The sequence below is a fragment of the Pseudarthrobacter sp. PS3-L1 genome (assembly GCF_030063285.1).
In the GTDB taxonomy this organism is placed as follows: Bacteria; Actinomycetota; Actinomycetes; order Actinomycetales; family Micrococcaceae; genus Arthrobacter.
On sequence record NZ_JASISU010000005.1, the window covers coordinates 83,066 to 97,307 of the forward strand.

Annotated in this window: 11 protein-coding genes; 5 read left to right on the forward strand and 6 right to left on the reverse strand. The window is 58.2% G+C overall.

Annotated elements, in window-relative coordinates:
* Nucleotides 1-14: 14 nt before the first annotated feature.
* Nucleotides 15-725, forward strand: a complete 711-nt coding sequence (locus QMG79_RS14550; protein ID WP_283539337.1) for a DUF6270 domain-containing protein — start codon at nt 15-17, stop codon at nt 723-725.
* Between the two features lie 1,053 nt (nt 726-1,778).
* Here the strand turns inward: QMG79_RS14550 and QMG79_RS14555 are convergent.
* From QMG79_RS14555 to QMG79_RS14570, 4 genes are all read right to left on the reverse strand, one after another.
* Entirely contained in the window at nt 1,779-4,616 is a 2,838-nt protein-coding gene (locus tag QMG79_RS14555) for a DUF6270 domain-containing protein (RefSeq protein WP_283539338.1), read from the reverse strand.
* A 2-nt stretch (nt 4,617-4,618) separates the two neighbouring features.
* Nucleotides 4,619-5,788 carry a non-hydrolyzing UDP-N-acetylglucosamine 2-epimerase gene (wecB, locus tag QMG79_RS14560; RefSeq protein WP_283539339.1) on the reverse strand — a complete coding sequence of 390 codons (1,170 nt, stop codon included), beginning with the start codon at nt 5,786-5,788 and terminating at the stop codon, nt 4,619-4,621.
* 93 nt (nt 5,789-5,881) lie between these two features.
* Nucleotides 5,882-6,229 (reverse strand): hypothetical protein, encoded by a 348-nt coding sequence (locus QMG79_RS14565; protein WP_283539340.1) that lies wholly within the window; start codon nt 6,227-6,229, stop codon nt 5,882-5,884.
* Between the two features lie 160 nt (nt 6,230-6,389).
* Nucleotides 6,390-7,001 carry a YdcF family protein gene (locus tag QMG79_RS14570; protein WP_283539341.1) on the reverse strand — a complete coding sequence of 204 codons (612 nt, stop codon included), beginning with the start codon at nt 6,999-7,001 and terminating at the stop codon, nt 6,390-6,392.
* Between the two features lie 123 nt (nt 7,002-7,124).
* Between QMG79_RS14570 and thiL the strand changes: the two genes are divergently transcribed.
* The 4 genes from thiL to rsmD are packed head-to-tail and all read left to right on the forward strand — an operon-like array spanning nt 7,125 to nt 12,103.
* Nucleotides 7,125-8,132 (forward strand): thiamine-phosphate kinase, encoded by a 1,008-nt coding sequence (thiL, locus tag QMG79_RS14575; RefSeq protein WP_283539435.1) that lies wholly within the window; start codon nt 7,125-7,127, stop codon nt 8,130-8,132.
* A gap of 22 nt (nt 8,133-8,154) precedes the next feature.
* Nucleotides 8,155-9,222, forward strand: a complete 1,068-nt coding sequence (locus tag QMG79_RS14580) for a DAK2 domain-containing protein (RefSeq protein ID WP_283539436.1) — start codon at nt 8,155-8,157, stop codon at nt 9,220-9,222.
* The gene (locus tag QMG79_RS14585; protein ID WP_283539342.1) at nt 9,212-11,467 is read left to right on the forward strand and encodes an ATP-dependent DNA helicase RecG; all 2,256 of its coding nucleotides are present in this window, start codon (nt 9,212-9,214) and stop codon (nt 11,465-11,467) included. The genes QMG79_RS14580 and QMG79_RS14585 overlap by 11 nt, the downstream gene beginning before the upstream one ends.
* Before the next feature lie 30 nt (nt 11,468-11,497).
* Nucleotides 11,498-12,103 (forward strand): 16S rRNA (guanine(966)-N(2))-methyltransferase RsmD, encoded by a 606-nt coding sequence (gene rsmD / locus QMG79_RS14590; RefSeq protein WP_283539343.1) that lies wholly within the window; start codon nt 11,498-11,500, stop codon nt 12,101-12,103.
* Here rsmD and QMG79_RS14595 read toward each other — a convergent pair.
* Entirely contained in the window at nt 12,100-12,945 is an 846-nt protein-coding gene (locus tag QMG79_RS14595; protein ID WP_502934752.1) for a spermidine synthase, read from the reverse strand. The genes rsmD and QMG79_RS14595 overlap by 4 nt on opposite strands.
* Nucleotides 12,945-14,234: an aminotransferase class I/II-fold pyridoxal phosphate-dependent enzyme gene (locus QMG79_RS14600; protein WP_283539344.1), complete on the reverse strand. Its 1,290-nt coding sequence runs from the start codon at nt 14,232-14,234 to the stop codon at nt 12,945-12,947. Before QMG79_RS14600 ends, QMG79_RS14595 begins: the two co-directional genes overlap by 1 nt.
* Nucleotides 14,235-14,242: the final 8 nt, after the last annotated feature.

Here is a 14,242-nt window from a genome sequence, read left to right on the forward strand (position 1 = left end):
GGTAGAATAGCTGTATGGGAAACATCTTCATCTACGGTGGCTGCGTTACGCGTGACACTTATGAGCACTTGGTTGGCCACACTCTCCTTGAGTATGTGGCCAGGCAGTCTCTGATAAGCGCCAATTCTCCTGCTACTAAAATGTTAGGAGCAGGAGAGCTTGCTTCCCCATTTCAAAGTCGATCTCTAAATGGGGATGTCGACTCGGTATTATTCTCAAAAGTTAGGAGTCGGTCATCTGAGGTCGATCTGGTCCTTGTCGATCTTTTGAGTGAGAGACTTGGTGTCTTTGCACTTCCAGACAAAACCTATATAACTCATTCAGTTGAGTTGAAAAAGAGCGGGCGTTTGGGAGATTTAAAACCACCTTTGGTAAAGTTTGGTACGGATAAACATTTTCACTTGTGGAGACGTGGGATGCTCAAATTTGCGAGAGTTCTAGAGTCCCGGGGGCTTCTTGAAAAGACTCTCGTATTTGACACTCCGTGGGCAGAGTTTACTGATTCAGGTGAAGAAGTCCCCCTATTCAGGAACATATCGGCAGTCGAGGCAGGATTGCTGTATGTTCGTTACTATTCTTTTATTGAAGAATTGGGTATACGTGTCGTGAGACTCCCAGTTGAGCTTGCAATTTCAACTGAATCTCATAAGTGGGGCGTCGCGCCCTATCACTATATTGAATCTGCATATCTTTGGATGAGGGACCGAGTGTACGAAAATGTCTAAAGTGTTTTCGTTTGTAATGCTCGAGAGCTTCTAGGAACGGTTGTTGTGATTCATGAATGTTGAGGATCGCTTCGATGAGGCATTTGTGAACGTTTATATCTGATCCTAGGTTCGAGCGTTTCCTCGGAGTTAGTTGATGCTATCTGGCACTCCACTTGATGCATGAAGTCATCCGAAGAGTTGACGTTTGCCGATGCTCTTCGATCCTGGCATCGAAAGTCTTTGTATAGGTGGGGGATATCAGCCTTTTACCAAGTGTATTCGCTATCAATTACGGCTTACCAGAAAGTATGCAGGACCCCTACTAAAAGTGAATATGGTTTGGGGTGTTTTTCCACTGACTGCAGTGGTTCACCTATGGACGGTCTTGAAGTTAACCAGCTTTTCGTCTCGGGAGTACAGCGTCAGCCACTACGGTGATCTTTCGGTGGCGATTTCGTTTCGTCTAAGGGGGGCTTCGTACTATATCCTCCACGGTTTAGGGTCCGCCGCAATGGCGACGTGCGCCTGGAGCGGATTTTACGCTTCGTCTTGAGTACGCGCTGATCGTTCCCTTTGCAGGCCTGGGCTATTTCCTGAGTTTCGTAGCAAATCGCTGGCCGTTGTCCTTGAGAGCTAGTTCTCGGGACCTATCTGGTGAAGGCATCACTCAGAGATGAAGGCCCACCATTGGTGCATATGATGAGCCATGGTGCGTCGGCGGCCAGACTGCATGGACTTCCATCTGGGCTGGCCCGTAAAGCGACACACGCCGGTGCCAGTCTGGGTTCTGAGATGAGAATGGTTGTTCGGGACCAGAACCCAAGAAGTAGCTCATCGCGGCCTAGGCGCGTTCATGACCAGGTCCCGTTAGACCACGCCACGGAGAGAGCTTGCGGAGCTAGTAGAGGCTGTGCCACTGAACTCAGTGCCAGCATGTTGACTTGCATTCTGCAGCCCAAGGGAGGAGTGGGATAGCGTTGGTACGCCGATAACTATTTCTAGGAACGCACTTTAGGGCGTAACAGGATTCATCACATAATTAGCGTGGACAAAACAAGCGCCGATGCCCCGCTAGGACACGTCCTTGGATTTTGCCCTTGAAACAACGACTCCATTTCTACGCACCATTGCTCGGACAGTAAGACCTCTTTTTTGAGTCTTGAACTCGACCACATCAGAATGGCTATACCATTTCGTTTCGAGTTGAGTTGATCCCCTCAGCAAGACGTAGGCAATCTTGTGTGAATCATCATAAACTCGAGAAAAGTTACTGCTGACCCTTACTGACTGCAGGTCAATCCTTCGAAGATTGACAACAAAAACTCGGGAAAGCGGCTTGGACGTATACGCTTTTGATATCGACTTAGAAAGGTCCTTCTCAATAAGGGTCCTAAGTAAAGCAGCTTCGCCCTCTGCTGCGAAACCTTCGTATCTCTTATCAATTGAATGATCTTTTGACTGTCCAGATAGATTTGACTGGCGTCGCATATATGCGAATGTTGGCTGATTATCTCTTATGAGGTTGAGGCGTATACGTCTTCGTGAGAATCTTTCGACCGATTCCTCATCAATCCGTTCGGGAATCGACCAAGGGCTAAATTGAGAAATCTCATCTATACTTTGACTAGGGATAATAAAAAACTTATTGCCTGGAATTACGCGACGAAAATCAACAAATTCTGCTGTGGCCCGGTCTGGGTTGCTACTAACAATGTAGGACCTGTAGAGACCGGCAGCGCTCACTTGTTCTGGATTCTGGAGGTAGAGCTGGTCAGCAATAGCCTTTACTTGATTTAAGTGGTTTGGAAGGAAGAAATCGTCATCGTCCATCGAGATGCGTATTACGTAGTCATACTTTTCGAACGAAAATCCAAGGCTAGCATCCTCAAACAAGAGTTCACGTCGCCCAGGTTGTTTGTTTGGGTTAACCCTTAGATCGGGGTGTGAGCTCGCCAGTTCCCCGTACCCTTCAACCGGATGATCATAGAAGTGGATCTGACTCTTCCATCGCTCCAATTTCGGAAGTTGAGCCATAATCTCATTAATAGCCTCGATAAATTGCTTTTTGTCTCTAGACAAGTGCACTGTAAAAATGACATCGGTTTTATTGATATCTTTTTGCGCTGATAGACCAGCAACGGATGTCCTGAACCTATCGATGTAGCTGCTGACAATTCTATTGTCGGTTTCAGCATCGCATATTATGACATCGAGCCATATCATTGAGACAGGAGCCTTTTCCGGTCCAATTTCAGTGACGGCGGGTTCTTCGGAGATACCAAGTGTGGCGGCAGGCGGAATGACTATTTCACTAAGGTTTTGCCCCCAGCTTTCTAGTGCAGAGTCAATAAAAGGGTTCATCACGAGCCGGTAAGGCATGTTGTGTCCGCTTGCGAAGTGGTCAACCACTATACGAGTATTTCCGTCTTTGGAATTACCCGAAACCGGGGCTAGTCCAAGCGGCTTGATGTAAGGGGTCAGATGTCGTTGGATATGGTGTGGATCATCATCATTTTGTACAATGATCGCTTGACGAGTGTGATCGTTCGCTAGGTGCCCAGTAATTTTTACTCGTGCGCCCAGTGTTTCGAGAGCCTGGAGGGAACTTGTCTCTGGATAGAGAGCATGCCTATATGATTCAACTGCACTCCGCCAATACCGTAAAATATCAGTTTGCGGATTAAAAGCAAGGGCCCTGCTGTTGGGTACCAATGATGATAGGCGGAGGGATGCGAAACCTCCACCTGATCCTCCGACGAAAAGGAGCTTCTTAATGTGGAGTTTATTGACAGTGTTTTCAATAAGGCGAGAGTAGCGGAGCGTAAGATCATCTGACTCTGTGCCCGTGAACCAGGCGAGGTTTAGTTTATCGTCGATCTCCAGTGCAGTATCCGCGAGAAACATAATATTTTCCTCGCGTTCACGAAGCGTTGCAAACGATTCAAATCGTGGAATAACGTGTTTTGGTCTCGTTTGCGCACCATGACTCACTACGACCAGGGTGTCTGAAGGATTTGTTATTAGAAGAAATTCAAGTGAAAGCGACTCATCGGGCGACTTTGGTCTGATTATGTTGTGAGTGCGAGTCTTCGGTAAAAAGCTCGTGTCTTCTATTGAGTTCCAGTATTGAATCGGCGAATCATATCTGAAATCCCAAGACGCAAACTTTGGCGAATTTGATTTCTGTACTTGCAACACGTTGAAGAATTTTTGTCCTAGAACTTTGTACACTGATTCGTGAAAGTTGTAGGGCGCTCGACCCCAGGGATGATCTGATGCAGCAAGCGTTTCGGAGAGTTTTATCCTCTTTATTCCAAGTGAACAAATATAGTCTGTGTATTTCTTGAAGTTTCTATTTGCGGTATCCGAGGAATCGCCAAAGGCAAGTTCGACACTTTTCGCATTTTCGTCTTCCGAGGCCCAAGAAACATCTAAAAGGATCGTTAAATCGAGTAAGCTACTTTTTTCCAGTTCATTTATGAACCATCTCGCCGCCGTTTTCCATATCTCAAAATGTGCAGCGGTTCCAAACTTAAGGGTGCGCTGTACTTCAACATTTGTATCAATCTGTTGGAGGCGTTCTGGAGTTCTCGTGATGTATCCACCAGTGGTAAGAAGATCGACCCCGAACCGCTCGTCAAACAGGTCAAAAAGAAGATAATCTGTTTTGCTCCGAATTTCGGAAATTGATTTCTTGAGGGAGCCGGTAATGTCCCCAAATAGATTCCGAGAAGCGGCCCCGCTGGAATTTCTGATCAGATCTTGCTGCACTGAAGCAACACCAGACATTGCACTAATGAGAGACTGCCGCTCAACGGATCCAACTGACTTGAGTCTCAGGTCTGGATAATTGGCTGCTAATTGCTTCGCCGGGCCGCTTCCGTAGGTAAAGACATTGATTGAGTCCATTATCAGGAAGTGAAAACTTTCTCATTGGATGCTAAACCGAATTCACCAATTCGTTTTCCCGTTCCCAGCAACTCAGCGATGGCTGCCACGGTTCGTTCTGCAGCCCTGCCATCGCCGTAGGGGTTGACGGCGTTGGCCATGGTGTCAAAATGATCTTGATCATTGAGGAGACGTTGAACTTCGGTGACTATGCGGTGCTCATCAGTACCAATGAGGGTGACTGTTCCTGCATCGACAGCCTCGGGACGCTCGGTGTTATCGCGCATGACCAGAACCGGCTTTCCAAGGCTGGGAGCCTCCTCCTGAACTCCACCGGAGTCAGTCAACACAATGTGGGCCAGTGAGAGCATACGGGTGAATTCACCGTACGCAAGAGGTTCGGTCACGATCACGTTGGGCTTGCCCTCAATGGCCGGGAGCACTGCTTCGCGGACGATCGGATTTTTGTGGGCGGGGAGGACGATGACCAGTTCCGGGTCCGCATCGGCAATACGCGCAAGGGCACGGCCCACTCCACGCATTGCATCGCCTTGGTTCTCGCGGCGGTGTGTTGTGACCAAAAGGATGCGCCGGCCACTTGCTGCCAGCTCCTCGAGCTGAGGATCAGAAAAGGGGATTTCTTTGCCAACGGTAGTCAGGAGCGCATCGATTACTGAGTTGCCACTGACCACGACGTCTTCCTCCCGGACGCCTTCTGCCAGCAGGTTGCCCTTGCTGACGCTGGTAGGAGCAAGGTGCAGGCTGGCGATCTGGCTGGTGATCTTGCGGTTCGCTTCTTCGGGGAACGGAGAAAAGAGATCCCCACTGCGAAGTCCGGCCTCAACGTGTACTACTGGGATGCCGTGATAGAAGGCTGCAATAGCACCGGCCGTGGAGGTGGTGGTGTCGCCCTGCACGATAACGGCATCGGGCTTAGTGGTTGCAAAGAGCTTGTCCAGTCCATCAATGGTGCGCGTCATGATCGCCGAGAGCGACTGACCTGGCTGGAGAATGTTCAGATCGTGGTCAGGAACGATGCCGAAGAGATCATTGACCTGGTCCAACATCTCGCGGTGTTGGCCGGTTACAGTGACAAAACAGTCAAAATCTGGGGATTCCTGCAGGGCGATGACGATGGGAGCCATTTTTATGGCTTCCGGACGTGTTCCGAAGATAGGCATGATGACAGGCATAGGTGTCCCCCGAAAGTGGCGAGTAAGTGATGCAACCCAACGAACTTTACGCGAGTAACGTTACGAACCCCCAAAATCGCGCCTTGTGCATCCTTAGGACAGCAGGATGACCGCGATAAGGAGTACTGGGATAGACACGCATGCAGCGATCAACAAGGACAGTGCCACCCGAAGTTTTACCGTCTGAGCGTCGGGCCGCTCCCGCTCACTGGTCTTGGAACGTTTAGATTTTCTTGCGCTTTGCGCTGGCTCAGAACCGGCGTCCTGGGCTGGGTTTTGACGCTTCCCGTTTAGCTGGGATACCGGAGCGCCCTCAACAGCCTCAAAGTGAATTTTTGCCGCGTAGTGGGCAGAAAAAGCGTTGCTGTCCACCGGGTGGAAGAGCCCCGCGGATTTGAGGTGGCGTGGCGCGGCAGGCAATGTCTGCTCTTCGCTGTCCATCACACGCTCCTTCGGTTCCGACATAACGTCCTGTTCCACCCCAAGCCCTGCGTTTGCGGGCCTTTGGCGATTCTAGCGGCGCGAGCGCCCAGCCCACCATTCCAGTCCATGGACAAGACGCAGAGAAGACTCAGCGAAGACGCAGACACAAGATAGTGATTCAGCGCCGAGGCCCGTCGCACTCGGGCCGCATCGATGCATCGAGCAACCCACCGGTCTCCACCACAAAACGCCACAACCAGTCGCCCGGTCCCATGGACGCTGGCGCTGGCACCATCTGTACCTCCGCCGTCGTACACTGCCTGATCAGCCGCCCGGCGCGCGTGACGTGATAGTTGGAGGTGACCACCGAGACTGACCTCCAGCCATTAAGCTCGATCATCCGGGAGATAGCCAGCGCCTCACCACGCGTATTCCTGGGGGCCGGCCGGAAACAGAGAAGGTCATCATCCGGGCGCTGCAGTGAGCCGCAGACGGAGTCTGCTGACACGTTGCCCTTGAGTCCCGTGGTGGCGAGCACCAGGACCGGAACATCGAATTCGGCCTGCAAAGCGCGCGCGGCAGGAAGCCGCTCCTCGGAATCCCCACCAAGCATGATCACCGCATCTGTCCTATCCACCGCCAACGGCTCCACATTCACGAACAGTTGGACCGCCAGCAGCAACCACAGCGCAAAGCCACACAGCGCCACAATGAAGGCACGCTTGAGGGCGGTCTGGACCGCGCGGGGGGAAAGATGCACGCCGTTGAGTCTTTCACGCTGCGTTTGCACGGCGAAACCATACCGCTTGTGCACACCGGGCCGCGGGCCCCTGCCAAACTGTCCCACCCCCGCGGTACCGTGGTTTTCGTGACTGACACCCAACCCTCCACCACGGCGCACCAGACACGGGACATGACTGTCTCTGACCTCACGGAGGGCCAGCTCCTGGCCCGGATCTTCCCACGGCTGGAACTGCCCGCCCACCACCACTCCGCCACGCTGCTGGGCCCGGGCGACGACGCTGCCGTGGTCACTGCACCGGATGGCCGGACTGTCATCAGCATTGACACCCAGGTCCAGGACCAGGACTTCCGCCTCCTGTGGCCCAACGGGTACCAGAGCTCGGGCACCGACGTCGGCTGGAAAGCCGCCGCCCAAAACCTCTCTGACATCAACGCCATGGGCGCCACCGCCACCTCCCTGGTGGTCAGCCTCACCCTGACGCCCAGCACACCGGTGGACTGGGTGGAAGACTTCGCAGACGGCATCAACCTGGCCCTGCGTGAGCTGGGTGCCACCCAGTGTTCGGTAGCTGGCGGGGATTTGGGCCGCGGTACGGAAATTTCCGTTACCGTCGCCGTCCTGGGAACGCTCGACGGCGTGGCCCCGGTCCTGCGCTCCGGCGCCAAGGTGGGGGACACCGTGGCCGTGGCCGGCACCCTGGGCCGCTCAGCTGCCGGACTGGCCCTGCTGGAGTCCAATCTTCCCGTTGCGGCGCTGAGTGCCGAACAGCTTTCCCTGGCAAGGAATCAGAGCAGGCCACGGCCCCCGTTGGATGCCGGCCCGTTGGCCGCCACAGCCGGGGCAACGGCCATGATGGACATCTCCGACGGGCTGGTCAGGGACGGAGAACGCCTGGCCAACGCCAGTGGCGTGCAGCTGAACCTTGCAGCGGGAGTCCTGCAAGAATTTGCCGCCTACCTGGCCCCTGCTGCCGATGCATTGGGGGCTGACCCCATGGCATGGGTCCTCGGCGGGGGAGAGGACCACGGAATCCTCGCTACGTTCCCAGCGAACGCTCCGCTGCCACAAGGGTTCACTGTTATAGGCTCGGTAGCGGCGCTTGCGCCGGAAAGTACGGGCGTCGCTGTTGGGGGACTGCCCGCCAACTCTGTGGGATGGGATCACTTTGCACACTAAAATTGCCGCAAATGCGCAGGCGATGAGGCGGTGGCTCAGCAAAGCGGAGACGGCGTTGGGAAATCACAGCGACAGGCTGAACGCGATCAACATCTTTCCCGTTGCCGACGGTGACACCGGGACCAACCTTTACCTGACTGTCCGCTCAGCCGCAGAAGCGCTGGATACCCTGGACGCCGCCGTGACGGACGTTGGGGAAGTCCTGGCACATGCGGGCCAGGCCGCTATGGAAAAGGCGCGCGGAAACTCCGGCACGCTCTTCTCCGTGTTCCTCTGCGCCGCCGCAGAACCCATGCGCGGACACCAGCGTCTGAGCGCCAACCTGCTGGCCACTGCACTACACCGTGCCCAGATCCGCGCCTGGACAGCGCTCAGCGACCCCGTACCAGGAACCATGCTCTCCATCATGGAAGCCGCAGCCGTCGCCGCAGCAGAAATCGACTCCCTGCACCCGGGCGATGACAGCAACCATGCCCTGGGCGTCACCCTCGACGCTGCGGTAGCCGCAGCGCTTGCGGCCGTGGTGGATACCGAAGCCCAGCTGGATGCCCTGCAGGCCGCCAGCGTGGTGGACGCCGGCGGCGTAGGGATGCTGCTGATTTTCGACTGCCTGCGTTCCGTGGTCCTCGGGGAGGAGCTCCAGGGTGAACTCCTGGACGGCCTCAGCGGTTACGACGTCCAGTCCCCGCACATCCACACGGCAATGCCCGTGGATGACGGCGTCGAGGTCATGTGCACCATCAGCCTCTCGCCCCTAGATGCCGCCACGCTGCGCCAGCACCTGGATGAGATGGGCGATTCAGTGATCATGAGCCAGGTAGGCGGCGGCGAAGCACCCGACGGTACCTACCGATGGCGGGTCCACGTCCACGTCCCCACGCCAGGACCAGCCGTGGAGCTCATCCGGTCCCTGGGTACGCCCACGGAGATCTCCATCAGCGCGCTCGCGGAAGCCACGGACCCCAATGCCCCCAGCGGGTCAGGGACTGCCGGCGACGTATCCGCCGGACCCGGGACCGCGCACCAGCTGGGCCAGGACCACGCCACGGACCTGGTGGACACCATGGACTTCGGCGGGCATGAACGCTGAGTTTGACCTTGGTCTGGAGCGGCGGATCGGAAAGCGTTCTGCGGCCGTCATTGAAAAACACCTGGGCATAACCACCGTAGGCGGCCTGCTGAACCACGTGCCCCGGCGCTACCTGGACCGCGGTGAGTTGACCCCCATTGCGGACCTGCCCATGGATGAGGACGTAACCCTGATAGCCAGGGTCCTGTCCACCAACTCGCGCAGCATCGCCAAAACCCAGGCCCGGCGTGCCCTGCAGGTGACCGACGTCGTCATTTCCGACGAATCCGGGGGCACCTCGAGCAGTTCCCCGCACATGGTTGCGAGCACCCTGAAGGTGACGTTCTTCAACGGCTTCCGCGCCAAGGCAGAGTTGCTGCCCGGGCGCCGTGCCATGTTTTCCGGCAAGGTCACCCGTTTTGGCGGGGCGCTGGGCCTGACCAATCCGGACTTCCAGCTCTTTGACGATGATCCCGAGATGACGGGAAAAACCCCAGAAGAACTCGCCGCCATGCCCGTTCCGGTGTACCCGGCCACGGCCAAACTCAGCAGCTGGTCCATCCAGAAAGTCGTTGCAACGCTGCTTGAGACGGTGGACCTTGAGACCCTAACCGATCCGCTGCCCCGGGACATTACGGCGCGGGAGAAATTCCTGTCCCTTCCCGAGGCATACCGGTTGATCCACACTCCCGAGACATCCGCCGACTGGCCGCGGGCACAGAAGCGGTTTCGCTACCAGGAAGCGCTGGTGCTGCAGACTGCCCTGGCCAGGCGCAGGGCAGAACACGCAGGCCAGGAAGCCACAGCTCGCAAACCCACAGGCAACGGGATTCTGGCCGCCTTTGACCAGCGGCTGCCCTTCACACTCACGGCCGGGCAACTCTCAGTGGGCAAGACCCTGGCTGCGGAACTTGCCCGCCACCACCCCATGAACCGGCTCCTGCAGGGGGAGGTGGGCTCCGGAAAAACCATTGTGGCGCTGCGGGCGATGCTCCAGGTGGTGGACGCTGGGGGACAGTCCGCCCTCCTTGCACCCACGGAAGTCCTCGCCGCGCAACACGCCATCTCCATCCGCCGGACCCTGGGCACCCTGGCACGTGACGGGATGCTGGGCGGCCTCAGCGAGGACGGAGTCCACCTCACGCTGCTGACCGGATCCATGAGTACCGCCGCGAAGAAGCAGGCGCTGCTTGATGCCGCGTCCGGGACAGCGGGCATTGTCATTGGCACCCACGCGCTGCTCAGTGAGCACGTCAGCTTCTATGACCTGGGCCTGATTGTGGTGGACGAACAGCACCGGTTCGGTGTGGAGCAGCGTGATGCCCTCCGTGCCAAGGCCAGCCAGCCCCCGCATTTGCTGGTCATGACCGCTACACCCATCCCGCGCACAGTGGCCATGACCGTTTTTGGTGACCTGGAGACCTCCGTCCTTGACGAGCTCCCCGCTGGCCGGGCACCCATCACCACCCATGTGGTGGGCCTGACCGAGCACCCCGCCTGGTGGGACCGGATCTGGACCCGCGCCAAAGAGGAGATCACCGCAGGTCACCAGGTCTATGTGGTGTGCCCCAGGATTGGGGAGGACGACGACGGCGACTTTAGCCCCGGAGAAGCCGCGCCACCGCCAGAGGGCGGCAGCACTGGGGCCCGGGAACTTGCCTCCGTGACCGCCGTCGTGGAGGCCCTCGCGCTGGAACCCGCCCTGGCCGGAGTCCGGGTGGCTGCCCTGCACGGCAAGCAGGACCCTGCCCTGAAGGCCGAGACCATGGCCGACTTCGCAGCCAACAAGATCAACCTGCTGGTCTCCACCACCGTCATTGAGGTGGGGGTGGACGTTCCCAATGCCACCATGATGGTGCTCCTGGACTCTGACCGTTTCGGCATCTCACAACTGCACCAGCTGCGTGGCCGCGTGGGCCGTGGGGGACTGCCCGGAACCTGCCTGCTGGTCACCACGCTGGAACAGGGGCATCCCAGCCGGCAACGCCTGGACGCCGTGGCAGCCACCACCGATGGCTTCGAACTGTCCCGCAGGGACCTCGAAATGCGACGGGAGGGGGACATCCTGGGTGCCTCGCAGTCAGGTGGCCGCTCCACCCTGAACCTGCTGAGGGTCCTCAAGCACGAATCGATCATTGCCGATGCCAGGGAGGACGCGCAGCGCATCATTGGCGCTGACCCAAACCTGAGTGGTCACCCGGCCCTGGCGGAAGCCATCAACGAATATCTGAATCCAGAGAAAGAGGCCTTCCTTGAACGCGGCTAGCTTTTTGTCCACCAGCGCAGGACACCCGGCGTGAGCCGGATCATTTCCGGTGCTGCAGGCGGAACCCCACTGACAAGTGTTCCCGGAACCATGACTCGGCCCACCACGGACCGCGTCAAGGAAGCCCTGTTCTCCCGGCTGGACGCCTTTGACATCATTGCCGATGCCCGGGTCCTTGACCTGTACTCCGGCTCCGGATCCCTGGGGGTGGAGAGTGGCAGCCGGGGAGCGGCCACCGTGGACCTGGTGGAATTTGATGGCAAGGCCAGTGCCGTGTGCCAGCTCAACGCAGCGATCATCGACAAGGTCCTGGGCCGCAGGATTGTGCGCGTGCACCGGGCCAAGGTGGAGCAATTCCTGGAGCGCGCCGCCCCGGAGACCACCTGGGACCTGGTCTTCATGGACCCGCCCTACCCGGTAGACCAACTCACGCTGGCCGACGTCCTGGAACGCCTGGCGCCGCACCTTGCCCAGGGCGCCGTGGTGGTGGTGGAACGCTCAGCACGCACAGCGGAGCCACAGTGGCCCACGGCGATGGAACGGTTTGCCGAGAAAAAGTACGGCGAGACGCGGCTGTGGTTCGCGGAGCCAGTGACTGCCGAGGCTACCGAAGGCCAAGCTCCAGCAGGTGACTAACCCGCCGCGAGCCTGTCCAACCCTGCTCCCGTGAGGACGGTGGCCGGGTGCGGGCCGCGCGCCGTCAGCGCCGCAGTCCACCGTTCCGGCCACGGCCCCTGGGTGCCGGTGAGGATGATGTTGCCTGGGTAGCGTCCGGCGAACATGCCCGTTTCGGCAAACGCAGCAACATCTTGAACTGCCCCGCGCAGGGCAGTGATCTGGCTGCGGACCAGGCTCAGCTCTGGCTCGTCGCCAACGTTGACAATCAACACGCCCCGTTCACTCAACGTTGCTGCCACCTCCTGGTAGAACTCGGTGCAGGCAAGGTGCTCCGGTGCTTCCGGCCCAGAGAAGATATCCAGGATCACCACATCGAAGCGCTGGCCGGTGGGCAGGTCGGCGAGAGTGGCCCGGGCGTCTCCCACCACCGTGTGCAGGACAGTGGCCTCCGGCAGCGGCAGGTACTCCAGCACAAAGTCCAGCAGTTCACCTGAGAGGTCCACAGCCCACTGGTGTGAACCGGGCCTTGTTGCCTGGATGTACCTGGCGAGCGTCAGAGCGCCGGCCCCCAGGTGCAGGGCGCTGATAGGTTCACCCCACGGTGCCGCCAGATCCACCACATGGCCAATGCGACGCAGGTACTCATAAAAAATATCTGCCGGGTCCGCCAGATCAACATGGGACTGCTCGGCACCGTCAATACTGAGCACAAACCCACCGTCGGTGAACTCATCGGCCTCAAGCGCCGCGTCCTGGCCGGTGCTCTCCAGGAAGATCCGCTGCACAGGGGATGCTTGTGGTGGGGATGACTGCGTTGCGTCCGCCGTTGTGGGTTCGCCGGGGTGCTGAGGTGCGGCCATCAGAGCTTGTCCTTCAGGGTAGCGAGCCGGTGTGCGGCTTCCTTGAGCAGGTCAACCTTCTTGCAGAACGCGAAGCGCAGGAGGCTGCGCGTTCGCTCGGCTCCTTCGGGGTGACAAAACACAGGAATGGGGACGGCTGCCACCCCCACAAGTTGCGGTAATCGCCTGGCGAGAGTGACGGCGTCGTCAATCCCTAACGGCGCGGTATCCACGGTGATGAAGTACGTGCCCTGCGAATCGAACACGTCAAAGCCGGCTGCCTTCAATCCGGCGCCCAGAATGTCCTTCTTGGCCGCCAGTGTGTTTGCGGCGCGGGTGAAAAACTCGTCCGGCAAGCCCAGGCCCAACGCCACAGCACCCTGGAACGGGGTCCCGGAACTGTAGGTGGTGAACTGCTTGACGGTCCGCACTGCGGCAACCAGTGCCGGTGGACCACTCAGCCAGCCAATTTTCCAGCCGGTGAAAGAGAACGTCTTCCCCGCCGAGGAAATGGTCAGGGTCCGGTCCAGCGCACCGGGCAGGGTGGCCACGGGGATGTGCGGGACACCAAAAGTGAGGTGCTCATAGACCTCATCGGTGAGAATCACGACGTCGTGGAGTTCAGCCAGGCGCACCACCTCGGCCAGGATATGACGCGGAAAGACAGTCCCGGTGGGGTTGTGGGGATTATTGACCAGGATGATTTTGGTACGGTCCGTGAACGCCGCAGCCAGCGCTCCAAGGTCCGGCAGGAAATCCGGAACAAGCAGTGGAACGGTGACGTGGGTGGCGCCGGTTAGGGAGATCATGGCGCCGTAGGAGTCATAGAAAGGTTCGAACGTGATGACCTCGTCACCCGGGCCAGTGAATGCCAGCAGCGCCGCGGCTATGGCCTCCGTGGCGCCAGTGGTGACGATCACGCCTTCCTCGGGATCCGGGGTGAGCCCATAAAACCGCTCCTGGTGTGCGGCGATTGCCTGACGCAGCACTGGAAGGCCCTTGCCCGGCGCGTATTGGTTGGCGCCGTCATTGATGGCAGCCTGGGCTGCATCCTTCATGACCTGTGGGCCGTCCTGGTCCGGGAAACCCTGCCCCAGGTTGATTGCGCCGGTACTGAGTGCCAGGGTGGTCATTTCCTCAAAAATGGTGACTGCCAGGGTTCCGTCTCCACCGAGGAGGTTGGCGCCCCTGGCCGCGTGCTGCCACGGTTCATCCCTGCTTTCCGGCGGGGTCTGCGCTGCCGGATCCGGGTGTTGGTGGGCATCCTGCTGGGAGGCTCTGGTTAGGTCAGGAGTATCGGCCGGCTGCATCCAGTCAT

Excerpts from the sequence above, each read along its gene's own strand:
- QMG79_RS14585 (WP_283539342.1), top strand. The coding sequence starts at position 9,212 with ATGAACGCTGAGTTTGACCTTGGTCTGGAGCGGCGGATCGGAAAGCGT.
- QMG79_RS14550 (WP_283539337.1), top strand. The coding sequence starts at position 15 with ATGGGAAACATCTTCATCTACGGTGGCTGCGTTACGCGTGACACTTAT.
- wecB (WP_283539339.1), bottom strand. The coding sequence starts at position 5,788 with ATGCCTGTCATCATGCCTATCTTCGGAACACGTCCGGAAGCCATAAAA.
- QMG79_RS14555 (WP_283539338.1), bottom strand. The coding sequence starts at position 4,616 with ATGGACTCAATCAATGTCTTTACCTACGGAAGCGGCCCGGCGAAGCAA.
- QMG79_RS14580 (WP_283539436.1), top strand. The coding sequence starts at position 8,155 with ATGAGGCGGTGGCTCAGCAAAGCGGAGACGGCGTTGGGAAATCACAGC.
- QMG79_RS14595 (WP_502934752.1), bottom strand. The coding sequence starts at position 12,945 with ATGGCCGCACCTCAGCACCCCGGCGAACCCACAACGGCGGACGCAACG.
- QMG79_RS14565 (WP_283539340.1), bottom strand. The coding sequence starts at position 6,229 with ATGGACAGCGAAGAGCAGACATTGCCTGCCGCGCCACGCCACCTCAAA.
- QMG79_RS14600 (WP_283539344.1), bottom strand. The coding sequence starts at position 14,234 with ATGCAGCCGGCCGATACTCCTGACCTAACCAGAGCCTCCCAGCAGGAT.
- thiL (WP_283539435.1), top strand. The coding sequence starts at position 7,125 with ATGACTGTCTCTGACCTCACGGAGGGCCAGCTCCTGGCCCGGATCTTC.